The organism is Neptuniibacter sp. QD48_55 (assembly GCF_047778115.1).
Taxonomy (GTDB): Bacteria; Pseudomonadota; Gammaproteobacteria; order Pseudomonadales; family Balneatricaceae; genus Neptuniibacter.
In genome coordinates this window covers 1,467,008-1,491,900 of record NZ_CP180555.1, presented here as the reverse complement: position 1 = coordinate 1,491,900, position 24,893 = coordinate 1,467,008, and the positions used below count along the sequence as shown (strand labels likewise).

At 44.4% G+C, this 24,893-nt stretch carries 24 protein-coding genes; 10 read left to right on the top strand and 14 right to left on the bottom strand.

Annotated elements, in window-relative coordinates; all coding sequences use genetic code 11:
• Nucleotides 1-22 precede the first annotated feature (22 nt).
• The gene (gene panD / locus ACMXYW_RS06835) at nt 23-457 is read right to left on the bottom strand and encodes an aspartate 1-decarboxylase (protein WP_415898476.1); all 435 of its coding nucleotides are present in this window, start codon (nt 455-457) and stop codon (nt 23-25) included.
• A gap of 566 nt (nt 458-1,023) precedes the next feature.
• Here panD and metH point away from each other — a divergent pair.
• A complete protein-coding gene (metH, locus tag ACMXYW_RS06830; protein ID WP_415905879.1) occupies nt 1,024-4,674 on the top strand; it encodes a methionine synthase in 3,651 nt (1,216 codons plus the stop codon).
• Nucleotides 4,675-4,911: 237 nt separating this feature from the next.
• On the opposite strand, the gene ACMXYW_RS06825 is transcribed toward metH, so the two are convergent.
• From ACMXYW_RS06825 to ACMXYW_RS06815, 3 genes are all read right to left on the bottom strand, one after another.
• Nucleotides 4,912-5,700 (bottom strand): hypothetical protein, encoded by a 789-nt coding sequence (locus tag ACMXYW_RS06825; RefSeq protein ID WP_415905682.1) that lies wholly within the window; start codon nt 5,698-5,700, stop codon nt 4,912-4,914.
• 271 nt (nt 5,701-5,971) lie between these two features.
• Nucleotides 5,972-6,253, bottom strand: coding sequence for a type II toxin-antitoxin system RelE/ParE family toxin (locus ACMXYW_RS06820; protein WP_415905681.1), 282 nt, complete (start codon nt 6,251-6,253; stop codon nt 5,972-5,974).
• Nucleotides 6,254-6,259: 6 nt separating this feature from the next.
• A complete protein-coding gene (locus tag ACMXYW_RS06815) occupies nt 6,260-6,478 on the bottom strand; it encodes an addiction module protein (RefSeq protein WP_415905680.1) in 219 nt (72 codons plus the stop codon).
• 328 nt (nt 6,479-6,806) lie between these two features.
• Between ACMXYW_RS06815 and ACMXYW_RS06810 the strand changes: the two genes are divergently transcribed.
• The 5 genes from ACMXYW_RS06810 (at nt 6,807) to ACMXYW_RS06790 (ending at nt 12,397) form a co-directional block, all read left to right on the top strand.
• Nucleotides 6,807-8,378: an inorganic phosphate transporter gene (locus ACMXYW_RS06810; protein WP_415898479.1), complete on the top strand. Its 1,572-nt coding sequence runs from the start codon at nt 6,807-6,809 to the stop codon at nt 8,376-8,378.
• A 92-nt stretch (nt 8,379-8,470) separates the two neighbouring features.
• Nucleotides 8,471-10,273 carry a Na/Pi cotransporter family protein gene (locus ACMXYW_RS06805; protein WP_415898480.1) on the top strand — a complete coding sequence of 601 codons (1,803 nt, stop codon included), beginning with the start codon at nt 8,471-8,473 and terminating at the stop codon, nt 10,271-10,273.
• Between the two features lie 32 nt (nt 10,274-10,305).
• The gene (locus tag ACMXYW_RS06800) at nt 10,306-10,548 is read left to right on the top strand and encodes a hypothetical protein (RefSeq protein WP_415898481.1); all 243 of its coding nucleotides are present in this window, start codon (nt 10,306-10,308) and stop codon (nt 10,546-10,548) included.
• Nucleotides 10,549-10,720: 172 nt separating this feature from the next.
• On the top strand, nt 10,721-11,641 hold the full coding sequence (locus ACMXYW_RS06795; RefSeq protein WP_415905679.1) for an MYG1 family protein: 921 nt from the start codon (nt 10,721-10,723) through the stop codon (nt 11,639-11,641).
• 363 nt (nt 11,642-12,004) lie between these two features.
• On the top strand, nt 12,005-12,397 hold the full coding sequence (locus ACMXYW_RS06790) for a sirohydrochlorin chelatase (protein WP_415898483.1): 393 nt from the start codon (nt 12,005-12,007) through the stop codon (nt 12,395-12,397).
• On the opposite strand, the gene ACMXYW_RS06785 is transcribed toward ACMXYW_RS06790, so the two are convergent.
• Both ACMXYW_RS06785 and ACMXYW_RS06780 read right to left on the bottom strand, forming a co-directional pair.
• Nucleotides 12,390-12,605: a DUF6500 family protein gene (locus ACMXYW_RS06785; RefSeq protein ID WP_415898484.1), complete on the bottom strand. Its 216-nt coding sequence runs from the start codon at nt 12,603-12,605 to the stop codon at nt 12,390-12,392. The genes ACMXYW_RS06790 and ACMXYW_RS06785 overlap by 8 nt on opposite strands.
• 63 nt (nt 12,606-12,668) lie before the next feature.
• On the bottom strand, nt 12,669-13,544 hold the full coding sequence (locus ACMXYW_RS06780; protein WP_415898485.1) for a LysR family transcriptional regulator: 876 nt from the start codon (nt 13,542-13,544) through the stop codon (nt 12,669-12,671).
• A 94-nt stretch (nt 13,545-13,638) separates the two neighbouring features.
• Between ACMXYW_RS06780 and ACMXYW_RS06775 the strand changes: the two genes are divergently transcribed.
• On the top strand, nt 13,639-14,139 hold the full coding sequence (locus ACMXYW_RS06775; protein ID WP_415891779.1) for a lactoylglutathione lyase family protein: 501 nt from the start codon (nt 13,639-13,641) through the stop codon (nt 14,137-14,139).
• A gap of 23 nt (nt 14,140-14,162) precedes the next feature.
• Here ACMXYW_RS06775 and ACMXYW_RS06770 read toward each other — a convergent pair whose 3' ends face one another.
• From ACMXYW_RS06770 to ACMXYW_RS06755, 4 genes are all read right to left on the bottom strand, one after another.
• Nucleotides 14,163-14,939 (bottom strand): substrate-binding periplasmic protein, encoded by a 777-nt coding sequence (locus ACMXYW_RS06770; RefSeq protein WP_415898486.1) that lies wholly within the window; start codon nt 14,937-14,939, stop codon nt 14,163-14,165.
• A 131-nt stretch (nt 14,940-15,070) separates the two neighbouring features.
• A complete protein-coding gene (locus ACMXYW_RS06765) occupies nt 15,071-16,003 on the bottom strand; it encodes an exopolyphosphatase (protein ID WP_415905678.1) in 933 nt (310 codons plus the stop codon).
• 162 nt (nt 16,004-16,165) lie between these two features.
• Entirely contained in the window at nt 16,166-16,417 is a 252-nt protein-coding gene (locus ACMXYW_RS06760) for a hypothetical protein (RefSeq protein ID WP_415905677.1), read from the bottom strand.
• Nucleotides 16,418-16,444: 27 nt separating this feature from the next.
• Nucleotides 16,445-16,597 (bottom strand): hypothetical protein, encoded by a 153-nt coding sequence (locus tag ACMXYW_RS06755; protein ID WP_415905676.1) that lies wholly within the window; start codon nt 16,595-16,597, stop codon nt 16,445-16,447.
• A 146-nt stretch (nt 16,598-16,743) separates the two neighbouring features.
• Here ACMXYW_RS06755 and ACMXYW_RS06750 point away from each other — a divergent pair, with 146 nt between their 5' ends.
• Together ACMXYW_RS06750 and ACMXYW_RS06745 are read left to right on the top strand one after the other, a co-directional pair.
• The gene (locus tag ACMXYW_RS06750; RefSeq protein ID WP_415905675.1) at nt 16,744-18,639 is read left to right on the top strand and encodes a phosphate ABC transporter substrate-binding/OmpA family protein; all 1,896 of its coding nucleotides are present in this window, start codon (nt 16,744-16,746) and stop codon (nt 18,637-18,639) included.
• A gap of 187 nt (nt 18,640-18,826) precedes the next feature.
• Nucleotides 18,827-19,444 carry a LysE family translocator gene (locus ACMXYW_RS06745; RefSeq protein ID WP_415905674.1) on the top strand — a complete coding sequence of 206 codons (618 nt, stop codon included), beginning with the start codon at nt 18,827-18,829 and terminating at the stop codon, nt 19,442-19,444.
• On the opposite strand, the gene ACMXYW_RS06740 is transcribed toward ACMXYW_RS06745, so the two are convergent.
• Together ACMXYW_RS06740 and ACMXYW_RS06735 are read right to left on the bottom strand one after the other, a co-directional pair.
• Entirely contained in the window at nt 19,427-20,242 is an 816-nt protein-coding gene (locus ACMXYW_RS06740) for an SDR family NAD(P)-dependent oxidoreductase (protein ID WP_415905673.1), read from the bottom strand. The two genes, ACMXYW_RS06745 and ACMXYW_RS06740, sit on opposite strands and share 18 nt — an antisense overlap.
• A gap of 30 nt (nt 20,243-20,272) precedes the next feature.
• On the bottom strand, nt 20,273-21,301 hold the full coding sequence (locus ACMXYW_RS06735; protein WP_415905878.1) for a zinc-binding alcohol dehydrogenase family protein: 1,029 nt from the start codon (nt 21,299-21,301) through the stop codon (nt 20,273-20,275).
• A 159-nt stretch (nt 21,302-21,460) separates the two neighbouring features.
• On the opposite strand from ACMXYW_RS06735, the gene ACMXYW_RS06730 reads away from it, so the two are divergent.
• The gene (locus tag ACMXYW_RS06730; RefSeq protein WP_415905672.1) at nt 21,461-22,414 is read left to right on the top strand and encodes a LysR substrate-binding domain-containing protein; all 954 of its coding nucleotides are present in this window, start codon (nt 21,461-21,463) and stop codon (nt 22,412-22,414) included.
• A gap of 22 nt (nt 22,415-22,436) precedes the next feature.
• Here the strand turns inward: ACMXYW_RS06730 and ACMXYW_RS06725 are convergent, their stop codons facing one another.
• Nucleotides 22,437-24,038, bottom strand: coding sequence for a hypothetical protein (locus tag ACMXYW_RS06725; RefSeq protein ID WP_415905671.1), 1,602 nt, complete (start codon nt 24,036-24,038; stop codon nt 22,437-22,439).
• A 162-nt stretch (nt 24,039-24,200) separates the two neighbouring features.
• The gene (locus ACMXYW_RS06720; protein ID WP_415905670.1) at nt 24,201-24,893 is read right to left on the bottom strand and encodes an aspartate/glutamate racemase family protein; all 693 of its coding nucleotides are present in this window, start codon (nt 24,891-24,893) and stop codon (nt 24,201-24,203) included.

The window sequence follows — 24,893 nt, the reverse complement described above, 5'->3', positions numbered from 1 at the left end:
AGTGGCTTTTTAAAAATCTTGATCAGATATCTTTCGGCTGAACAGGAATTGCGCGTTTCATACCTGTTAGCACGTTTCGCTGATGAAGCTCTTCATCAGTTGCGCCTACGCCGCCATCTGACTTCGCATTTTCAAAGTAGCAAAGTGTTGGCTGGTGTTCTTCAACCTCTTTGTCGTCCAGTTGAACGTAAGAAGCGATGATCAGTAGATCACCTTTACTTGCTTTATGCGCTGCCGCACCGTTAACAGAGATAATACCGCTGTTCTCTTCTGCACGGATTGCATAAGTAGTAAAGCGTTCGCCATTGTTGATATTGTAAATATGAATTAGTTCATATTCACGAATGCCTGACTTATCAAGCAACACACCATCGATCGCACATGAACCTTCGTAGTGAAGCTCAGCGTGAGTTACTGTTACACGGTGTAGCTTGCACTTTAAGAATGTCTGCAGCATAGACTAAATCCTGCGTTTGCTCATCTTTACCAGGGTTTACCCCGGTTGCCCCCTTTCGCTACTCATCTCAGCTTTTGGCCGAATAAATATGAGTAACACATCAACGCTGTACCTGTTTCTACCCTTTTTAACGGTATGACAGGAAAGCTCGTCCACAAAAAACGGCATTTTAACCAGTATTTTGCGCTGCACATAATACGAAAAACGTCTAAAGGACTGACATTTATGCCCTTCGAGATATATTCGCACTGCACAAAGGGCGGCTATTCTACCACCATCTGGGAAAATATTAAGGGGTTATTGAGCATTCTTTAGCACAAACAGATTTAATACCCGCCCCTCATATAGGACCCAATACTAAAGACATAGCTAAATTAGTGCTATTTATTAGCTTTGCTCAGCTCAAATTGAGCGAAGTTCATCAATAGATTAACTTTCCTCACTCCCTTTCTTAACTAATTGATTTACAATAGCGCCCTTATTCTAGTAGTCGCTGATTTAGGTATTTAACTGTGACCGATAAAACTTTGATTGAAACGCTTTCAGAGAGCCTTAAAAAACGCATTATGATTCTGGATGGTGGTATGGGCACCATGATTCAGGATTACAAGCTTGAAGAAGCGGATTACCGCGGCGAGCGTTTCGCAGACTGGCACATCGAGGTCAAAGGTAATAACGACCTTTTGGTACTGACTAAGCCGGATATCATCAAAGCAATTCACAAAGAATACCTATTGGCCGGTGCTGATATCATCGAGACCAATACCTTCAACGCGACTCAGATCGCTATGGCTGATTACGAGATGGAATCACTCAGCCGTGAGATCAACGTAGAAGCCGCACGTATTGCTCGCGAAGCTTGTGACGAAATTACAGCCGAAACACCGGATCGCCCACGCTATGTAGCAGGTGTGCTTGGCCCAACAAACCGTACTTGTTCTATCTCTCCCGATGTAAACGATCCAGCGTACCGTAACGTTTCCTTTAATCAGCTAGTTGAAGCTTACACAGAATCTATCGACGGTTTGATTGAGGGTGGTTCTGACATCATCCTGATCGAAACTATTTTCGATACCCTAAATGCGAAAGCGGCTATCTACGCAGTAGAAACTTACTTCGAAGAAAACGACATCCGTTTGCCTGTAATGATCTCCGGTACGATCACCGATGCATCTGGTCGTACCCTATCCGGTCAAACAACCGAAGCATTCTGGAACTCCGTTCGCCACGCTAAGCCAATCTCTGTTGGTCTTAACTGTGCGCTAGGTCCTAATGAGCTTCGTCAGTATGTAGAAGAACTGTCTCGTATTTCTGAGACTCACGTTTCTGCTCACCCTAACGCAGGTCTACCAAACGCCTTTGGTGGTTACGATGAAACGCCAGAACAGATGGCGGAAGAGATCGGTGAATGGGCGCTGTCTGGCTTCCTGAATATTATCGGTGGTTGCTGTGGTACAACCCCAGCACACATCAAAGCGATTCGTGAAGCAGCCGAAAAAGCTGAACCGCGTCAGCTTCCTGAACTACCAGTAGAGTGTCGTCTATCGGGTCTTGAGCCAATGAACATTGGCGAAGACACTCTATTTGTTAACGTTGGTGAGCGTACCAACGTAACCGGTTCTGCGATGTTCAAACGTTTGATCAAAGAGCAGGACTACGAGACAGCGCTGGATGTTGCTCGCCAACAGGTTGAGAACGGCGCCCAGATTATCGATATCAACATGGACGAAGGCATGTTGGATGCTCACGCAGCGATGGTTAAGTTCCTTAACCTAATCGCGTCTGAGCCAGACATCGCTTGCGTACCGATTATGATTGACTCCTCTAAGTGGGACGTTATCGAAGCCGGTCTTCAGTGCATCCAAGGTAAAGGGGTTGTTAACTCGATCAGCCTTAAAGAAGGCGAAGAGAACTTTATCGAGCAAGCGAAAAAGCTTCGCCGATACGGTGCAGCTGTAGTGGTTATGGCCTTCGACGAAACAGGTCAGGCCGATACTTACGAGCGTAAGATCGAGATCTGCGAGCGCTCCTACCGTGTACTTGTTGATAAAGTGGGCTACCCACCAGAAGACATCATCTTCGATCCAAACATCTTTGCGGTAGCAACCGGTATCGAAGAGCACAACAACTACGCCGTAGACTTTATTCAAGCAACAGGCTGGATCAAACAGAACCTGCCATACGCGAAGATCTCCGGTGGTGTATCCAACGTATCCTTCTCCTTCCGTGGTAACAACCCGGTACGTGAAGCGATCCACTGCGTGTTCCTTTACCATGCTATTCAGCAAGGCATGGATATGGGTATCGTTAACGCCGGTCAGTTGGCGATCTACGATGATCTACCAGAAGAATTACGTTTAGCGGTAGAAGACGTTATCCAGAATACTCGCGAAGACGGTACTGAGCGTCTACTGGATATTGCTGAGAAATACCGCGGCGATGGTTCTCAACAAGAAGATACTAAAACGCAAGAGTGGCGCGAGTGGGACGTTAACAAACGTCTTGAGCACGCATTGGTTAAAGGTATCACCGAATTTATCGAAGACGACACCGAAGAAGCACGTCAAAACCACGACCGTCCACTTCATGTTATTGAAGGTCCATTGATGGACGGCATGAGCGTGGTTGGCGACCTATTTGGTGCCGGTAAGATGTTCCTACCACAGGTAGTAAAATCTGCACGTGTAATGAAAAAAGCCGTTGCTTACCTAATGCCGTTTATCGAAGAAGAGAAAGACGGCGCGAGCAGCTCTAACGGTAAGATTGTACTAGCAACCGTTAAAGGAGACGTACACGATATAGGTAAAAACATCGTGGGCGTAGTACTGCAGTGTAACAACTACGAGATCATCGACCTCGGCGTAATGGTACCTGCAGAAACAATCCTGCGTACTGCACGTGAAGAGAACGCTGATCTAATCGGTCTGTCTGGTTTGATCACACCATCTCTAGACGAGATGGTTCACGTTGCCAAAGAGATGGAACGTCAGGAATTTAATATTCCATTACTAATTGGCGGTGCAACGACATCTAAAGCCCACACAGCGGTTAAGATCGATCCGGTATTCCATCGCGATCAAGTAGTCCACGTAACTAACGCATCCCGTGCAGTAAACGTTGCTTCGAGCCTTCTAGGTGAGAAGAAAGAAGGTTACGTAAAAGAGATTCAAGAAGAGTACCAAGCAGTACGAGATCGTCACGCTGCCCGTATGAACGACAAGCGTCGCGTCACACTTGAAGCTGCGCGTGAAAACAAATACCAGATCGAGTGGGATAACTACACCCCACCAGCACCGCTAAAACCGGGCATTCACGTATTTGATGATATAGCCCTAAGCGATATTCAAGAGTACTTCGACTGGACGCCATTCTTCCACTCGTGGGAGCTAGCGGGTCGATACCCTCGCATCCTAAATGACGAGATCATCGGTGAAGAAGCGACTCGCCTATTTGCAGATGCTCAAGCGATGCTAAAAGACTTGGTTGATCAGAAATTACTAACCGCTAAAGCGGTTGTTGGTATCTTCCCAGCGAACAGCGTTAACCACGACGATATTGAGCTGTACGCAGATGAGAGCCGCAGCGAAGTTCTGATGCAGCTACATCACCTACGTCAGCAAACTGAAAAAGTCGCTGGCAAAGCCAATATGTGTCTAACCGACTTCGTAGCGCCAAAAGAAACTGGTAAGCAAGATTACCTTGGTGCCTTTGCGGTAACCGCAGGTCACGGCTGTGATGAATTGGTAGAGAAATACGAAGCGGACCACGATGATTACAACTCCATCATGGTTAAAGCCTTGGCAGACCGTTTTGCCGAAGCCCTAGCTGAGATGATGCACGATAAAGTGCGTAAAGAGATCTGGGGCTATGCATCTGACGAGCAGCTATCTAACGAAGATCTGATCGCCGAGAAGTACAAAGGCATCCGCCCTGCTCCAGGTTACCCTGCGTGCCCAGAGCACACAGAGAAAGGCCTACTTTGGGAACTGCTAGATGTTGAGAAGAACACTGGCATGACCATCACTGACTCATACGCAATGCTGCCAACCGCAGCGGTAAGCGGCTTCTACTTCAGCCACCCTGAATCACAATACTTCGGTGTTGCGAAAATCAGCGAAGACCAAGTAGAAAGCTATGCGAAGCGTAAAGGTATGGAGATGTCTGAAGCTGAGCGTTGGTTGGCACCTAACTTGGGGTATGAGCCTGAGGAGGGTTAACGCCTTCGGCTTAGGACGGCTTCGCCTAGAGGGCACCTACGGCTAGAGATCGCTTCGCTTTTAGAACGCCACTTCGTGGCTGTAAGTTGTTAGAGGCTTGAAGCAAAAAACCGAACCTTTTGGGTTCGGTTTTTTTTATTTGACCTCCATAACATTTTCGGAACACAACTTAGTGGCTACAAATCATTATGGTTAAGGCTACTAAGCCCGCCTATTATTAAATACAACACTTAAAATTCAATTAGCATCTGGATTAGTCACATGATTGATTAATTCATCACGACAAGAATGAAACTCTTCTACTGTTAGCTCTATCAATCTAAAACCAGTTGTATTATTTTCAACGTCATGGGCTTCTGATACACGATGTGCATATGCTCCATACAAATATCCCCCGATCTTATAGATCCTTGCTATTACAAATTCACCAGTACTTCTATCAAGCTCATAATCCCTATAACTAAGGGCAAATGCATCCTCGTAATCTACTTTTTCTGGAAAACCGTGTGTACCTATATCCGCAAGCTCTTCTGCGGTCCAAGCAGGACATTCATTCTCTGGAATAAGTAAACATGGCGCATCGGTTTGGGGGTGATTCTGGCTCTTTCCTGGAGGGTTTAGGCCTTTTACCCTAGCAGTACAGGTCCAAATGACCTCTTCTCCTTCAGGCAATTCAACTGACTCATCAGCTACTCCTTGTGCTAAAGCATCTTGTAGCTCCTGCTGGGTTATTTCGACACTGCAATTCCCATCGCTTTCTTCATCGCACTGAAGCTCAGACACGGCCTCCACCTCAAGCTGTTGATTGCCAGGTTCGCTGATACAGTTAATCTCAGCAGCATATATTTTTGCTTCTGTCATTTTAGACCAGACAAGATTGACATCAGTATCATGATCGATATTACAGAAAACACCTTCTGGTGGGTCTAACATCTCTGCGAACTTAGGCCCTTCAGCAGCGATGGAAGTGTTTACCGAAAATAAGAAAAATGTACTCAAAAGTAGAGCGTGACTTGATGGCTTCATGACTACACTCCTTTAATTGTTTGTAAGAAGCCTGCGCTACATCCTTGCAAGCTGTGTCCTTCAATTTAGTAAGGATTTATTCTAGGAGGCAAACATCCGACATGAATGTTTTGCATTTAGATAGACAAGGATATTAATGGGGTCAGGATAAACAGGGACTGAACCCTATTTAACTTCTAATCTAGAACTAATTTCCGCCTTTAACCGCAATCCGTTGTTGTAGCTTCGAATAGTAGATACAGCCCCCCTATTCTTCTCAGTAACCTTCGTATCAAATTAAAGGGCTTTTGCGATTATGCATAACAGCCAACACCAAAATGACTTCTGTAGATGGGGTATAGATGACAGAAAAAGGAAATTTATTTAGGAGGAAACGACGTGTTCTTGCACTAAAAGCAGGCCACGTATTTGGTTGTTTTCGGATAAGCTTAAATGAATATTCAAGCTCGATAAGAAAGTCATCGCCTAACCCTTGGGCTTGCTCTTCATACCATTGGTATGCAGTTCTGACTTCTTGGCTCACATCCGGGTGAAATTTGATATCTGGCATCATAGCCCTTTACTTTACCTGCTGTTTTATCTCTTCCCAAGATATAGCTTTAGCTTCGCCAGATAACAAAGCATCATGCCGCTTTTCAGCTAATTCTTTCCAATCTTGCTCAGCATCGTCATCTTGTGCTGAATCCAGTGATTCAATCAGACGATGAGCCACAAGCGCCTTCTCCTTTGGGGACAAGGAGTCTATTTCATCAATAACTCTTTCGAATGCAGCTGACATAGAGCCTCCGATAAATTTCTGCTCTCAGTCTAGCATTTGAGGATATTCAAAGCACATAGCAAAATATATTTAACAGGTCGGCTGCGGCTAGGAAAAACCATTGCTCCGATCCCCCCTTTAAAAATCTGACTCCCATTTACCAAAAGCTCACCTTCTCGGATTTATTTAATGCTTGTTTTATTGATCTGCTCAATGGTTTTAAACCATGCAGAAAGTTAAATTTGTTAATCATATATTTCTATTTCGTGACGAACGGAACACTTCGGGGCTACATGATAATTCCTGATAATTCGTCCATTTATTCATGAACCTGAGGAGTAAAACAGAAGTGGATATCAACCAACTCGACAAACTAGAGCAGGCTACACTCTTCGGCAGACCTGAAATCGTCAGGCTGGGCTACGCAATCCTCTTCATTGTAGGGGTCATTATGTACAGTTACTCGACAGTGGGTAACGTTCCAAACGGAATAATGCTTGTTGCAGCGGCCATGATCGGTGGTTATATGGCGATGAATATCGGTGCTAATGATGTGGCAAATAACGTTGGTCCAGCCGTTGGTTCCAAGGCATTATCATTGACCGGTGCCATTATCATTGCTGCAGTTTTCGAAGCTGCGGGGGCTTTACTGGCCGGTGGTGATGTCGTTAGTACGATCAAAAAAGGGATCATTAATCCTGAAATAATTCAGGATGCGGATACGTTTATCTGGCTAATGATGGCCGCCCTTCTCTCTGCGGCTATATGGCTTAATATCGCCACGTCATTAGGTGCACCTGTTTCGACTACCCACTCCATTGTGGGTGGCGTATTAGGTGCCGGTATGGCTGCTGGGGGCGTTGCCGTCGCCAACTGGGACAAAATGGGCATGATTGCCGCCAGCTGGGTTATCTCTCCGGTTATGGGTGGGGTGATTGCAGCCTCCTTCCTTATGTTCATCAAAAAGAACATTACGTATCAAAGCGACATGATTGCCGCAGCGAAAAAATGGGTGCCTATTTTAGTGACTGTCATGGCTTGGGCATTCTCTACTTACCTTGCCCTGAAAGGTCTGAAGAAAATCTGGAAGCTAGACTTTGCCACTGCGGCAATTATTGGTGCAGCAGCAGCGGCTGTCGTCTATGTAATTGTAAAACCCATGATCAAATCTGCTGCCGATAAACTTGAGAACACTAAGGATGCCGTTAACTCTTTATTTACCATTCCTTTGATTTTTGCCGCGGCACTGTTGAGCTTTGCTCATGGTGCGAATGACGTTGCTAATGCGGTTGGCCCGCTTGCAGCCATAAATGATGCCATTATGAGTGGTGAAGTATCTGCCAAGGCCAGTATTCCAATATGGGTAATGATGATTGGTGCCCTTGGTATCGCGCTTGGCTTAGCCTTATACGGTCCGAAACTGATCAAAACGGTAGGTTCTGAAATCACAGAACTCAACCAGATGCGCGCTTTCTCAATCGCAATGGCAGCAGCGATTACCGTAATCATAGCTTCCCAGCTAGGACTACCAGTATCTTCAACCCATATTGCCGTTGGTGGTGTTTTCGGTGTTGGCTTCTTGCGTGAGTATTTGAAAGCCAACTATGCGAAGAAAATCGCAGAGATACACGCACACCATCCAGAAGAAGACGAAGAGAAGGTTCAGCAGTTCATCGATACATTCGAGAATGCGAGCATCGAAGAAAAAGGCCTGCTGCTTAAACAGCTAAAAGAGCACAAAGCGTCTGCTGAACTGAACAAGAAAGAGCGCAAAAGTCTGAAAAAAATCTACCGTACGGAGTTAGTTAAACGTTCGGCATTGTTAAAAATCGCTGCGGCCTGGGTCATCACCGTCCCCGCGGCAGGCATCATGGCAGCCATTCTTTTCTTCACATTACGAGGAATGATGCTAGAAATATAGATATAGCCTATTTTTCAATAAGTTAAATACTCAATGTAATTCTACCTTTTAGACTGGTTATTTTTAAAAATCGAAAGGGGCAACTCTCGTAAATGTTCAGGAAGATAATTTTATTCACCATGCTTGCGATTTTGGCTTGGGGTTTCTGGATCAGTCCGAACTTCAAGGAAATTGCTGCCGGCGTTGCTATTTTCCTTTTCGGGATGCTTGCCCTTGAAGAAGGCTTCAAATCCTTCACTGGCGGAGTATTGGAGCGAATACTGCGAAAAACGACCGATGGTCCATGGAAATCACTGACATTTGGTGTGGTCAGCACCTCTGTTATGCAATCCAGCTCATTGGTTTCAGTTATTACTATCTCTTTCTTAAGTGCCGGTCTTATTGGCTTAGCCGCCGGAATAGGAATTATTTTTGGTGCCAACCTTGGCACTACCACCGGCGCTTGGTTAATTGCTGGCTTGGGCATGAAGGTAAAGATTTCCGCCTACGCTATGCCAATGCTGGTATTCGGAGTTATTCTGATTTTCCAGAAATCGAGAACGATGAATGGCATCGGCTATATTCTTGCGGGGCTCGGTTTCCTATTCCTTGGCATCCACCATATGAAAGAGGGTTTTGAGGCCTTTCGCGATACCATTGATCTGACAGCTTTTGCTGTTTCGGGCTATGCCGGGATTATGCTTTTCACCCTTATTGGTGTCGCCGCGACTGTGATTATGCAGTCCAGTCATGCAACCTTGGTAATCATAATTACCGCGCTGGCGGCACAGCAAATCACCTATGAAAACGCTTTGGCCTTAGCAATTGGTGCCAATATAGGTACCACTATCACGGCCATCATTGGCTCGTTGAGTGCCAATGTGCAGGGTAAACGTCTTGCTGTAGCCCACTTGATATTTAATATTGTCACTGCGTTCATCGCCATTGTGTTTATCTACCAGATTGCCAATCTTGTAGATGGGTTCAGTGCTTGGGTTGGTATTGACGCAGATGATTACACCTTGAAGCTGGCCGTATTTCACACCATTTTCAATGCAATCGGTGTGGTTGCGATGATGCCTTTCATCGAGAAACTGGCCAACTCTTTGATTAAAGCTATGCCTGAAACAATGCAGCCCAGAGAAAAACCTATCTATCTCAATGAGGCAGTTGAAGAGCTACCAGACACAGCGATAGAGGCAGTGCGTAAAGAGACATTGAGATTGTATGACAACGCATTCGCCATCCTCGCCCACGGCTTGAGTTTACATCGAGATGATATTTTGTCGGATAAAGATCTTGAAGATGTCGTCAGACAAGACAATAACGTGATTCCAATCGATTTTGACGACGAATATGAAAAGAGTATCAAAGGGCTCTACAGTGACATCGTAAAGTTCATCAGTAGCGCGCAATCGAATATGACCCCGGAACAAAGTGATGAGCTGTTCAGGCTGCGCGCAGCAGGGCGAGACATTGTGGAGGCAATTAAAGATACCAAGCACATGAACAAAAACCTTTCACAGTACATTCTCTCCCCAAACTGTCATATCCGAGCAGAATACAACAAGTTCCGTATTCAACTGGGTAACCTGATGCGTGAACTGGATAATATTCGCAATGATGACGAAGACTCTTCAAACATTCTTTCTCTAGATAATCTAAAGCTTGATATGAAAGCAAATGACGTGACTGTAAACGGTGAGATGGAAAGGCTGATTCGCGACAAAAAAATCACTGCAGTCATGGCAACATCAATGATGAATGACGCCAACTATGCTTATGGTGTTGCCAAAAACCTGATCCAAATGGGTGAGTCCCTATTCGCTAGTGGAAATTTGGATATGAATGAGGCGGTGCGCAGCGTGGCACTTAACGATGATGAAGTTGCCGAAATTCTCGAAGAAAGCAAATAATATCTCATTATGGATTGATTGGAGTTAAGATTGTGAAACTGCTTAAGCTTTTAGAAATCACCCAAGAATATCTCAACGATGAGAAGCTGAAAAAGGGTGAACGAAAGAGATGCCTTAAAGACATCCAGCAAAAGTTAAAAAAGAAAAAGAAACAACTAAAAGAAAAAATGGCTGATGAACAAGATGAAACAGAAAGAAACCTCCTGAATAAGAAACTCGATATAATCACGGCTCAACGCAAGAAAGTCATTGCAGCGCTTAAGGAGCTAGATTAAGACATTAAAGGAGTATGCCTGTCTCAAAAATCCAGATAAACACTGACCACTATCAGCAGTTATAGCTAGAGTCACTAGATACAGAAGCCCCCTATTCTTCTCTGTTACCTTCGTATAGTATCCGCCTCATCAATTAGACGATGAAGATCACGTCGCAATAGCGAGCCTAACCATGAGGGTTTGGTTAGCGGCCTTCTTTCCACACTCAAATGACGCAATAGAAATGCCTGATATCACGATAGTAACGCACAGCGGTAATTTTCATGCAGATGATGTTTTTAGTATCGCTGCACTTAGAGCTATTTTTCCTTCTTTTAAGCTGATCCGTACGCGTGATGAAGAGCTTATCCGTCAGGCTGATATCGTGGTTGATGTCGGGGGTGAGTATGACCCTGACACAGGTCGGTTTGATCATCATCAACGCGGCGGTGCCGGTGAACGTGAGAACGGTATTCCCTACTCCTCATTTGGATTGATTTGGCAGAAGTATGGCGTTGAGATCTGCCAAGGCAATGCTGAAGTCGCTCAAGCGGTGGATGCTGATCTGGTTTCTGCCATTGATGCGATCGATTGCGGTTATGGTGACGGCGTTGCTAAAGGAGTGAGCCTTAGCCAAACGATCTCTATGTTTAACCCAACTTGGCAGGAAGAGACTCATTTCGATGAGGGCTTTGATGAAGCGGTTGATTTTGCTTCTCGTGTGTTAAACCGCTTTATTGCATCGGCTGACGGTGGCATTAGCGCCAAAGATATCGTAGCTAAAGCCATAGAGAATGCCGAAGATCCTCGAGTAATTGTGTTAGAGCAATATACCCCTTGGAAAAGAACCGTACACGCTCTATCAAAAGAGGCTTTGTATATCGTTTACCCTTCAGATACAGGTCAGTGGCGTATTCAGGCCATTCCAGTTAAACCTGGCTCTTTTGAGGATAAAAAATCATTGCCTAAATCATGGGCTGGATTATCCGGTAAAGCACTGCAAGATGAGACGGGCATAAGCGATGCGATGTTCTGCCATAACGGCTTATTTATTGCAGGCTGCGAATCCTTTGACAGCACAATGAAAATGGCAGAATTAGCTCTGGCAGAATAGATCATTAAAGGGAATTGGCTTAATGAGATCATTTCCCTTAATTCCCCCCACTCTTAGAAAGCTAAGTAAGGATAATTAGGATCAAATAAAAACGGCTTTCTACTCACCCAATTCTGATCCAAACAGATTCCACCCGCGTAAGTAAATGCTTAACCAGTCAATAGAAGCCGGTGATGCATGAAAACCACTCCTGATTCATCTAGTACAAACAAGACCCCTTCCAATAACAGACTTCCATGCAGAGGCTGTAGAAAAACATGTAAGCATTATCACACTTGCGAGAGAAAACCTTGGCGGGTGAATAAAGCTCAATTCTGAACTTAGTTTAGTTGTACATATAACCCAACATTGACAGGAAATATGATGAAGTCACTCGTCATTGTGGCCCACGGTAGTAGACGTGAACGTTCTAACAACGAAGTCCTTGAGTTAACGGCTTCACTCCAGAAAAAGATTGAAAATGAATACCCGATTATAGAGACCGCATTTCTAGAATTAGCGCGCCCTTCGATCGAGGAAGCAATAGAAAAGTGTATCCAACAAGGATCGACTGACATAAAAATACTGCCCTACTTTTTATCAGCCGGTATACATGTTCATGAAGATATCCCCCAAGAAGCCGAGAAAGCATCGATGAACAATAAGCACATCAGCATAGAGGTGCTTCCACATCTAGGAAGCTCGCTGATGATGCTTGGGTTACTAGAACAGGTACTTGTTACACACGGTAATGTAGACAGTGCTATGGCTAGTTAGACTCAACCATTTCCCTAATCTTCACAGCCTTCTCAAAGTGATCAAGCTGGTGAGTTTTGATCCACCACTCGGCAGCTTCCATTAATAGGTCTGGATCATCATTTTTGTTTTTGAAGAATGCATAGAACGAGATACCTACATTGTCTCCCTTACTCGCAATCTTCTTATCGCAGACTTCGATGATCTTCTTTTTTAAACTTTTTCTCATTAGGCTGCTTTACTCACCATCAAATATTTCGGTTCTTCTAAAAATCAACATGCCAAAACCCGCTTAGCTTTCAAAGTGCTTTTTCAGAACACCTTCAAGCAATTCATAACGTTTAGGAAGTGGACGGTATTTTTTCTGTACTCGATAGACAGGCTCTTTCACAACTTCGGTTAAGTCAGCAATTTCGATGGCTTCATAATAAGCAGACCACACAATCGAGGATTCTGGCAATACGGTAAATCCCAAGCCTTCAGCCACTGGCAGTAAGATCTGGCTTAACTGATTGATATACCCCGACTGTTTTATCTCTCCCATCCCTCTGAAATGTTCAGCAAAATTATTCTCCAATATCTGCACAGCGTAATGGTGGCCGTCTGGGTGATTGATAAAGCCTAACGCCATTAATCCATCCCAATCGGCGTCAAATCCTTTAGGTATAACGAGGCACAATGGATCATGCCCAAGAAGACCCTGTTCTAATTCAACATCATTGATCAGTTGGGTAACCAAACCCAGATCGGCTCTGTTGTCTTTTATCTGTTTAAGGATTTCATGATTGGGAGCCGCTTCCATACTGATGCTTAGATCTGGATAACGCTTCTGTAATTGCAGTAGATCAGGGTATAGCTTTGTCACCATTGATCCTGAACAGGCGAGTTTAATTTCACCCGTCTCTGCTTGAACGTCTGTTAATCTATCTAAAAGAGCGGACTCTTCCTGAAACTGTTTTTGCGCGAACTCATACAACTCTTCACCCGCTTCAGTGAGTTCAAACTTTTTACCAAAGCGACTGATAATCTGGCAATTTAGATGAGCCTCTAATTTCTTAATATGCTGGCTAACCCCCGGTTGCGTCATATGTAATAACTCAGCCGTTTTCGTGAAATGTTGCGTTTCAACAAGGGTAATAAAAGTTCGGAGATGATGCGGATTAATCATAACAATAAATTATTATTTTGATTTCAAATGATAATTTTTAATAAGGGTAGCCTCTTTATAAACTGCTTCCAATAAATCTTGTTGGAGCATAACGATGAATCAACCTTACCCACGTACGTTCTCTCATATTGGTATCTCTGTACCTGACCTTGAAGCCGCAGTGAAATTCTATACAGAGGTTCTAGGTTGGTATCTGATTATGGAACCAACTGAGATAACTGAAGATGACAGTGCCATAGGTGAGATGTGTACCGACGTGTTTGGCCCTAATTGGGGCTCTTTTAGAATCGCACACCTATCAACAGGCGATCGCATTGGCGTTGAGCTGTTCCAGTTCAAAAATCAGGAGAATCCTGAAAATAATTTTGAATACTGGAAAACGGGCATCTTCCACTTCTGCGTTCAGGACCCTGATGTCGAAGGTCTAGCAGAAAAGATTGTCGCAGCTGGCGGTAAAAAACGTATGGCTAAACCACGCTATTACTTCCCTGGTGAAAAGCCTTACCGCATGATTTACATGGAAGATCCGTTTGGCAATATTCTCGAAATCTACAGCCACAGTTACGAACTGCATTATGCGGCAGGTGCTTATTAAGGCGTTAAGCGATGACAAGGATATTAAGGAGTTAGCGGCTTAAGCTCCGGCAGCTCCAAAATACCATGACGTTCATATAGCGCTTTTGCGGAGGCGCTTTTGATAACGTCTCCTGCGACTTTGTTTAGATTATTTGCTAGCTCCTCACTATTGAATGCATTGTGGGAGATAACAATATGAACGTCTGTATGTTGATAGGAGTAGGGTAATACGGAGAATTGTTCGAAATCGAGTGAAGGCGTATCCGCTATGACTGCCATACCGTTACGATATTCGGCTAGCACTATATCCACTCGGCCTTTCGCCAACATTTTGAACATATTTTCAAAGGAGTTTACGACCGTTAGTTTCGGGTGTTTCTGAATAAACTCATCCTTCTGATAACCTGAGCCATCCAAAATCCCTAGATAGTAATTGTTTAAGTCAGCTAGCTTTTCAATTTCAGGGGTAAACTCTCTGCGATGGAAAACTACGGTTTGCTCGATCAGAAGCGGTGGCTCGATATAGTGCATTCGTGATTTGCGCTCTTCTGTTTTGAACATACAAAGCGAGCCATCTAGATCACCCGTATCAACGCCCTTAACCACCCTTTTCCAAGGCATAATCACAACATCAAGGTGTTGATTAGAGGCGGTGACGATCAAATCACTTAACTCAGCTAAAAACCCCTTACCCGGTAACTTGTCAGATATGTACGGTGGCCATTGAACGCAACCTAAACGAAGGGTTCTTTCAAAGGGTTCTGCTCTAAGGAAGCTTGATAGACATAAGGCTATTAGAAATAGCGAGACTTTAGGCATGACTAAAACTATATAACTGATTTAACGATCAACAATTAATTATCACCTATAGGGAATACAGCGTCACTATGATCTAAATAAAAAAACCGAGCGGGTATTAGCTCGGTTTTTTTATTCTTCTATAAACGATATTAACCATCTTGATTAATCTGACCGATCAACTCATTTAAAGTTGATTCAGCGGCGTCATTCTCAACCTGACAAGTACCCGCAGCGTGATGTCCACCACCTCCATATTTCAGCATCAGCTCGCCCACATTGGTTTTAGAGCCTCGATCAAAGATCGACTTACCGGTCGCAAATACAGTGTTCTGTTGTTTAAGGCCCCAAAGGACATGGATGGAGATATTACATTCAGGGAATAAGGCATAGATAACAAAACGGTTACCGGCGTAAATAGTCTCTTCGTTTCGCAGATCTAGAACAACGAGGTTGCCATGTACGGTAGCACAACGTTTGATCTGGTCTTTAAATTTCGCTTCTTGCTCAAAGTAGAGGTCGACCCTTTCTTTCACATCCGGTAGCGCTAGGATTTCTTCGATATTGTGATCTTTACAGTAATCGATCAGGTCCATCATCAAGTTGTAGTTGGAGATTCTAAACTCTCTAAAACGGCCAAGACCGGTACGGGCGTCCATCAAGAAATTAAGCAGTTCCCATCCCTTAGGGTTCAGCACTTCCTCTTGGTTATATTGCGCAGAATCACCTTTATCGACCGCTTCCATCATATCGGTCCATTCATCAGGGAAACCATCGATGCCGCCATAATGTAACCATACGACCCTAGCCGCAGATGGAGCTTCGGGATCAATTATATGGTTCTCTCTTTCGCCTTTATTTCGAATGGTTTCGGAAAGGTGGTGATCAAACACGAGATGGGCAGCTTCGACATACGGCAGGTTTGTGGTGATGTCGTTGGAGGTTATATCGATTGTGCCATCCTGCATATCCTTGGGGTGCACAAATTTAATATCATCAATCAGATCCAGATGTTTAAGCAAAACTGCACAAACTAAACCATCAAAGTCACTACGGGTTACCAACCGAAATTTATCTCGTGACATACTTCGCTTCCTTATTCTTGTTGTTGCCGGAGAGTGTTATGCACTGAAATCTATAAGCTTTTACCAAGCTGCTAGAGCAGTATAGACAAGAATTTCAGATTTGGAGTTTAAGAATCAGGAAAAATAAGAGGTAAGCTTTTGATTAACAATGAATGTTAGTGATTAAGGTTTAGAAACCTCGATAAACCACTTCGGCTGCATTTGATCGAAATCGGTTCTGATCTTGCTGTCCAGATAGCTTGCAGAATCCAACACAAACGGCTTCCCTTCTAACCTTTGGAACACAACCCAATGCCAAAAATCTTTACCCTCTTCTTGATAGTGCTTAATCGATAAAAGCGCTAAATCGGGCAACTCTTCCCAAGTGTTAAACGGCGTTTCTATATTTGATACAGAGATGTTCTGGCCCGTCAAAAGCTGACGAACATAATCGGTTTGAGACTAGAGCGATTTGTCGTCTGCAAAGACCCCCATTGCATTGGCGATCTGTTTCATCTCGGCATATGTTTTACCCACGATATTGGCCACAGAGGCGATTCCGCAGCCTGTCACTTCCTCTTGCACTACAGGCTTTATCTTATGTGCTTGTAACATGCCCTATTACTCTGCTCACTGATCAATTTAGCTCATTAATACAGATCTTAAGTTATATGTCTGCATTGTCATATTGCAGCAACCTTTACCCCCTACAATAGCCGCCTCCGTGACAGATCACCACACAAATAGATGAGAGTATTGCTGTGAAGACTACTGTTTTTGACCTTATCTGGAAGTTTAAGAACGCGCTGGAAAAACAGGGCCATGAAAAAATAGATCTACACCGCTTTACCCACGAAAGAGACTACCGCAAAGCGATCTTACTTAATGTAGATATCAGTGAGCTACCGCTAAGCCGCTCTCTACAGAAGATCTATAAAGATCTGTTAGAAGCAGACGAGCTAGAGTTGGCTAAAGAGGTCGAGCTACCACCTGAGCCAAAGCCAGCGCCTATTCCAGCTCAAGAGAAGAAACAATCGAATAAAGAGCCAAACGATAAGCCTATTTTCTACGGTATTGCCGCAGTCGTTTTACTGGTATTTGGCTTCGCTGTGTTCCAATTTTCTAGCACAACACAAGAAGCTAAAGCACCAATCGCTGAGATTAGTGCACCTAAACCTACAAGCACAGCTGCAAAGGTGACCGAACAGCCGAAACCAACACCAGAGACAACTACAGCTCAACCAGCTAAAGCCGTTGAAGTAGTCAGAACTGAAGTAAAGAAAGTTGAATCTGCTCCACCAGCAATACAACCAGTACCGGTTGTAGCTGCACCCGTTGTCGAAGTTGAAGAGATTGTTAAAACAACACCTTTTCGCATCCAAGGTTCAAATACGATCGGTGAAGTGCTTGCACCAGAGCTGCTAAAAGCGTTTTACGCAAGCGAAGGAGCCCAGCAATCCACTTTGGTTGCAAGTGATATTGAAGTCGAAAACAACCTAGAGATTACTTACCCGGGTAAAAAAGAGATCTCTGTTATCCCAATTCATGCGCACGGTTCTAGCACGGGCTTTAAAGCCCTAAAAGAAAATAAAACCGACCTTGCGATGGCTTCCCGTCGAATCAAAGACAAAGAAGTTGAGCAGTTAGAAAGCCGTTACGGCAATCTAAAATCTAAAAGTACCGAACACATCATTGGGATGGATGGCTTGGCAGTCATTGTTAACCCAGACAACCCAATTGCTCACCTCAGCACTGAAGATCTGGCTAAGCTGTTTGCCGGTAATATTACTAACTGGAGCGAGCTAGGCGGCCCTGATCTAGCGGTTAAGATCTATGCCCGCGATAGCAACTCGGGCACTTGGGATTCATTTAAATCCATGGTGCTTAAAAAACATGGGGTTAAACTTTCTGAAGCTGCTCAGCGATTAGAATCCAGCGTTGAACTATCAGATAACGTAAGTAAAACCCCAGGAGCTATTGGCTTTATCGGCCTTCCTTATGTTTTACGTGCTAAAGCCCTAGCGATCTCTGATGGTGAAAAAGGTTTACCGATCTACCCAACCTCTTTCACGATCTCTACAGAAGACTACCCGCTGGTTCGTCGTCTCTATATATACGAGCCGAGCACCATCAGCACGCAGTCAGAAGCACATCGTTTTATCAGCTTTGTTCTGTCTAAAGAAGGACAAGATGTTGTTAAGAAAGCTGGTTTTATTTCACAGAATATCTACCCGACCACGCCTGTATTAACGGATACCTATCCGCAGGAATATATTCAATCCGTTAAGAATGCTCAGCGTTTATCCCTGAACTTCCGTTTTAAAAGCGGCACTGTAGTTTTAGATAACAAAGCGGTTCGGGACTTGGAGCGTGTAATTCAATTCTTTGAATCCAACCCTGGTCAGCAAGCCACGTTGATCGGCTTTTCCGACAGTATTGGCGACCCGGTAATAAATAAAAGCTTGTCTCTGCAACGTGCAAGAGCCGTTGAACAAGCGCTACTTGCTCGCGGAATTAATATCCAACGCTCGATAGGCTTAGGTGAGATGGCACCGATCGCCTCTAATTTAACGAAGCTTGGTCGCGAGAAGAATCGCCGCGTAGAGATTTGGGTCGATAGCAACAACGCTCAGAGTTACAACACGGCAACTCGCTAATATTGCTCTCTCCTGTCCCCAAAAGGCGATCACTTTGATCGCCTTTTTCTTTGGCACAATTTTCACACATCCCTGAAACTCTTTACTGCTATATGAAGATAAATCCCTTGCCTTTTATAGGCTCAAATAACATAGTGACTGGCTAATATTTACTATCTTAAACACTACACGATCTCAGAGTTTTATTATGTCTTTAGAGAGCGCGATCTCTTTCTTTTTGGCCGTTTTAGTCTTTGGAGTTACTCCAGGGCCAGGTGTGTTCGCCATATTAGCAAGAGCTCTGACCTCTAATGCTCGTTCCTGCATATCTCTAGCTTTGGGTATGACCATCAGCGATATTCTCTACTTAATCGCAGCTTGTTTCGGCCTTGCCGTTATCGCTAACCAATGGGGTGAACTGTTTACGGTAATCCGCATTGTCGGGGCGATTTATCTTGTCTATCTCGGATGGAAGATGTGGAATGCACCTTTAAATCTGGATTCAGCGCCTGAAAAGAATTCTCGATCCGGTGCGATTTCAGGATTTGTGCAAGGCTTTTTGATATCCGCTTCAAACCCCAAAGTCATCCTCTTTTACATCGCCTTTCTTCCAACATTTATGGATTTAGAGGCACTAAACGGAGGCGACATTATCTTAGCGTCGGTATTAACGCTGATTGCCTTAATGATCGGTTTGATGATGATCGCTATTTTCGCGGCAAAATCACGACGTTTTTTCCAGTCAGAGAAAGGTGTTAAGAGGCTTAACCGAAGCGCTGGATCCATTATGGTTGCAGCGGGTGCCTATTTAGCCTCTCGCCACTAACTGCTGGATGATGCTATCCATCGCCTGCACAATCTGTTCATTTTTTTGCGGATTGAGCGAGTCTTCATCTGGCTGAGCAAAAGCGCCTGAATCATTATCAAAATACTCCCCCGCTTTATCGGAAAACTCATCTGATAGAGCGGCGCGGATCAATATATCTGCCCCTTGGCTAATATCGTTCCCGGCAACACCAAAACCATCTTTAACCATTTTGGTGGCTAACAACGAACCTGGATTTACAGAGGCAATCAGTATTCCCTCATTGGATAGCTCAGTGGCAAGGTGGCGTGTCCAAGCGATCAACGCCAACTTGCTTTGCGCATAAGCTGACATAGCACTATCTGCCGATTTGTTGCCCAGAAGAAATTCGATATCGACTGGCGCTTGAGCGGCCGAGGCCAAATTAATCACTCTACTGTCTTTAGCTAAAGCAGGCTTTAACTGCTTCATCAGAAGGTAAGGCGCGATGGTATTAACAATAAACCGAGCATCATGTCCATCATCAGTTACCGGCTGATCGATCTTAAATACCCCAGCATTATTGATCAAAACATCGATGCTGGAGTATCGCTTGCTGACCTCATCCGCCAGCGACGTTACTGCATTCAAATCAGAGAGATCAGCAGCAAAACCAGAGATTAATTCAGAGCTGTAACTTTGACTTAATTGGTCTATCACTCTTTCAACTTTCTGAGGTGTTCGACCATGAATCAATACATGGTGCCCTTGCGCCAGAAGCTGCTGCGCAGTCGCGAGACCAATGCCATCAGTCGAGCCAGTAATTAATATGGTTTTCATCCGTTAATCTCCCTGCTGTAGCTGTTTTACTTAGAAGCCTTCAAGTACGATCTTGCCGATAGAACGACCCGCCTCTAACTCAGCATGGGCGGTTTTTAAGTTTTCAGCATTAATAATGCCTAGGTTTTTACCTATAGTTGTTTTGATAAAACCTTGATCAATCAGATCAGCTACTCGATTTAGCAGTTTAGATTGCTCATCCATATCTTTGGCATTAAACATCGAACGTGCGTACATAAATTCGATATGCAAAGAGAGGCTTTTCGGCTTCATCTTCATCACATCTAGCGGTTCCGCTGGATCATCAATCATCGCGATTCGACCAAACGGCGCTAGCAGCTCAGTATAGGCATCAAAATAGCTATCGGTGCTATTTAAGCTAGCAACGTGGGTAAGCGCCCCAAGATCCAAAGCATCAATTTGCGCTTGAAGCGGTTTGGTGTGATCTACTACATAATCCGCACCTAAAGATTTAACCCACTCACGTGATGCATCACGAGAAGCGGTCGCGATAATAGTTGCCCCAGTGATCGCTTTGGCAAGCTGAACCAAAATAGAACCCACACCGCCTGAAGCGCCGACTACCAGTAAAACTTCATCGGTCTTAGTCGTCTCGTTTGGCTGCTGTTGCTTAAGCTCAAGGTGCTCAAACAATAACTCCCACGCAGTAATCGTTGTCAGAGGTAGAGCGGCTGCTTCAGATAAACTCAAGCTCTTTGGTTTATGACCTACAATGCGCTGATCAACCAATTGGTATTCCGCATTGCTACCGGCACGGTTCAGATCCCCTGCGTAATACACTACATCACCGGGTTTAAACTCGGTTACCTGATCACCTACTGCGATCACTTCACCTACTGCATCCCAACCTATGACTTTATAACTGCCATCTTCATTAGCCATGCGTTGACGGATTTTATAATCAACCGGGTTCACGGCAATCGCTTGTACTTTCACTAGTAGGTCTTGGCCTGTTGCGATTGGCTGGGGTAATTCGATATCCACCAATGAATCTTTGTCTGTAATCGGTAGGGATTTTTGGTAACCAATAGCTTTCATTGTTTGCTGGCTTGTCATCTTCTCTCTCCACTGCCTTGGTTCATTGTTTAAGAACCGGCAGCTGTATCTGGCTGAATGTGTTGCAACAGATATTAGTATTTGATTACCAACCCATAAACAGCATAATACTTAAATTACTATCAAATAATTTTTGAAAATATGCTTTTAGAAGATCTACAAGTTGTTTTGAAAGTAGCGGAGTTTCGCAGTATCACGGCGGCTGCAGCTAATCTTGATATGCGCACGGCCACAGCCAGTGCAGCGATAAAACGAGTCGAAAGCCAATTAGGTGTTGATTTGTTTATCAGAACAACTCGACAGCTAAGGCTATCTGCAGCTGGAGAGCGCTATATACCGCAGTGCCAGCAAGCCCTTCTTACTCTGCAACTAGCACAGCAAAATATCCAAGATGATCTCAATGTGGTTGAGGGGGAACTTCGTATCTCTATCTCATCTGACCTTGGCCGAAATCTGGTCATTCCATGGTTAGATGAGTTTGTCGATCAGCACCCTAAAATCAGTCTCAAAATTAACATCAGCGACAGCACTATCGATTTTTATCGTGACTCTGTCGATCTAGCACTGCGTTACGGCTCGCCTACTGATGCTAATCTATATGGATTTAAAATCTGTGATGTCCCTGCATTGTTATGCGCGACACCCGATTATTTAGCCAAGTACGGTACACCCACTCACCCTCAAGAGCTGACCAACCATAACGGTCTGTTTTATCAGCTACACGATATTACCCATGATGTTTGGGAGTTTACAGAAGGGAACAGTACTCAGGGAAATAGCACTCATAAGATCAAAATGAAGGGGAACCGTGCTTCCAACGACGGTGATCTGGTTAGACGCTGGTGCACCTCAGGACAAGGTATTGCGGTGAAATCCTGCTTAGATATCTCGAACGATCTGCTCTCCGGCAAAGTCGTTAATGTGATGCCCGAGTTTAGTCCAAGGGTTACAGAACTGTGGCTAGTCTGCCCTAGCCGTCAATCTATAACCCCTGCAGTTAGAGCACTAAGAGATCATGTCAGGGATAAAAGTCATCTGATTTTATCTGAGTTGGCTAAGCAAGGTTTCTTAAACCAGCTTGAATCTCCAGCATAGATCATTGGAACATACTTTACGTTTAAGCCTCAGAAGTACTCTGCTTTAACGTCTCGATAATCGCTTTTAGGTACTCGAACTTATCCTGCTCATCCGCGATTTGAATCTCAGTTCTCTCTCTTAGATCTTGCAAGACAGAAAGCCGCTCATGTTCTACATAAACCCTTGCTTCTTCTTGCTCTGTTTCACCGTCGGTTTCGGTTTCTTCTCGGCTCTGGCTCGTTTCTCTATGCTCTACGGTGCTTTCAGCACGCACACTCTGGCGTGTTTCACTTTCACCTCTTCGCTCAGCTAATTCGTCTGCAGCTTGGTCTTGAGCTAACAGCAGATCTAAGAATGTAGGACGCTCTTCAAACACTTGCTGATCGTTGTCAAAACGCTGCTCTTGTCCAAAACGATCAATGGCATCTTGATACTGCTCGGCTAAACCACCAGCTGTAGCATCATTCTCCTCATGAATCGCTATATCCAACTCTTGAATACTGGAGACGGTTCCATCTTCAAATAGGAATACACCGCTGCGTTTTACCTGGCCTAACAGGTTGTTCTGATCATCGGTCAGATCAAACGAAGATGATGTTGAGCCCAGATAGATCGCACCAACACCAGCATCTTTCAGACTGGTTAGCTGATCGTTACCCTCTTCATCACGAGTCCAAACTTTTAGCTTGCTGAAAATTTCATCGTTTTCATCAATCCAATGATTATTGTCCGAGTCATATTTAGCTAGATCGGAGAAACCATCTTGCCCCTGCGTACCAAACAGCTCAGAACCATCATTAATTTGGCCGTCATTGTTGATGTCTAAAGCCAAAAAACCTCTTCCCTGAGCAACAAACGAGATCTCTTCTTCAGTACCATCGGCATTGAGGTCAAAACTAAAACTACTATTGGTTAAACCGGCGGTGCCACCATGTAGATTGATCACCAACGGATCAATCAGGCTCCTATCTACTCGCTCTTCACTAAAGCGTTCTTCCAAGACAAAGCTACGTTCCATTTCTAGCTCTAACAGGAAGTTGATCTCTCGACCATCTTCAGTGGTAATGACACCTTGCGTGCCTACCGAGAGTTTTTCCTCTTCGGTATATACGCGTTGATTCGCTATCTGGACACGGACCTCATCAGCAACCTGTCTACCTACATTCAAGGTGATATCAGATATATTGATATCGAGCTGTGCAACGCTCGCTCGTGCTTGTAACTCTTCGGCACTAATAGCCTGTATATCCTGAGCGCTTAAGGCTTCTATCTCCTGAAACGTCTCTAACGAAGCAAGTTGAATATTCTGTATAGGAATAGGTGGATTAATCGCCAAACGTTCAAGCTGCATCCCTTCATGCAAAACAGTTTCAACGATGGAACTGACATTGTGTGTTTGCTGGATTTGGGTTGTCCCTTGCGCCGATTGCACACTATTGACGCTATTAACACTGGCAGCTTTCTCGGAACGCATACGCGCGTCGTAGGAAAGATCAACGCTCGTCCCCGCTCGCCAGTTAGAAGCCGCTTCAGGAGAAAGCGTCACTTGTTGACTGACCGCTGCGCTCTGTTGTTGAGCTGAATCGGTAATCTGTTTTTCGTGCTGGCTATTAAAACCAATCATCGAACTGGAGATTTTCATAAGGCCTCCCTGCCGCGGCACCCAGAGGTAAAAAGATAGTGTAAGAAACCCTATCGGCCTTAAAGAGAGGAAGATGAGAAGAAAAGAGATAGGTACAGAGGGTACAGTTAATTAAGCTGCTCCCTCTGCTCTAAATAATGATAACGATTGGGACTAAGAGGACTATGCCAGCGCCAATTCAACTGCCGCTTGCGCATGGATTGCTGTGGTATCAATCAGACGGATCTCTGTATCACTCTGTTTCACCAGCATACCAATTTCGGTACAGCCTAAGATCACCGCTTCCGCACCCTGTTCTGCCAGTGCTTTGATGATTCTTAAGTACTCGGATTTAGAGTTGGGATTGATCTGACCTAAGCACAGTTCTTTATAGATAACCTCGTGAACTAAAGCACGATCAGCTTCATTAGGGGCAACAACCGATAGACCAAACTTATCTGTTAATCGGTCTTTATAAAAACCCTGCTCCATAGTGAATGCAGTGCCTAATAAGCCGACAGTTTTTACATTTTGTTTAATTAATTGCTCAGCTGTAGCATCGGCAATATGAATCAAAGGAATATCGATAGCCGCTTCAATTTGAGGCGCTACTTTATGCATAGTGTTGGTACAGATTAGGAGAAAGTCTGCACCTGCCGCCTGAATATTTTTAGCTGCTTGCGACAAAATCGCTGCGGTTCCTGCCCAATCACCTTGATGCTGCAGTTTTTCAATGGGATCGAAATCAACACTATACATCGCTATCTGCGCAGAATGTAAACCGCCTAAACGCGACTTAACACCTTCGTTTATCGAGCGATAATATCCCTGCGTGCTTTCCCAGCTCATTCCACCCAGTAAGCCGATCGTCTTCAT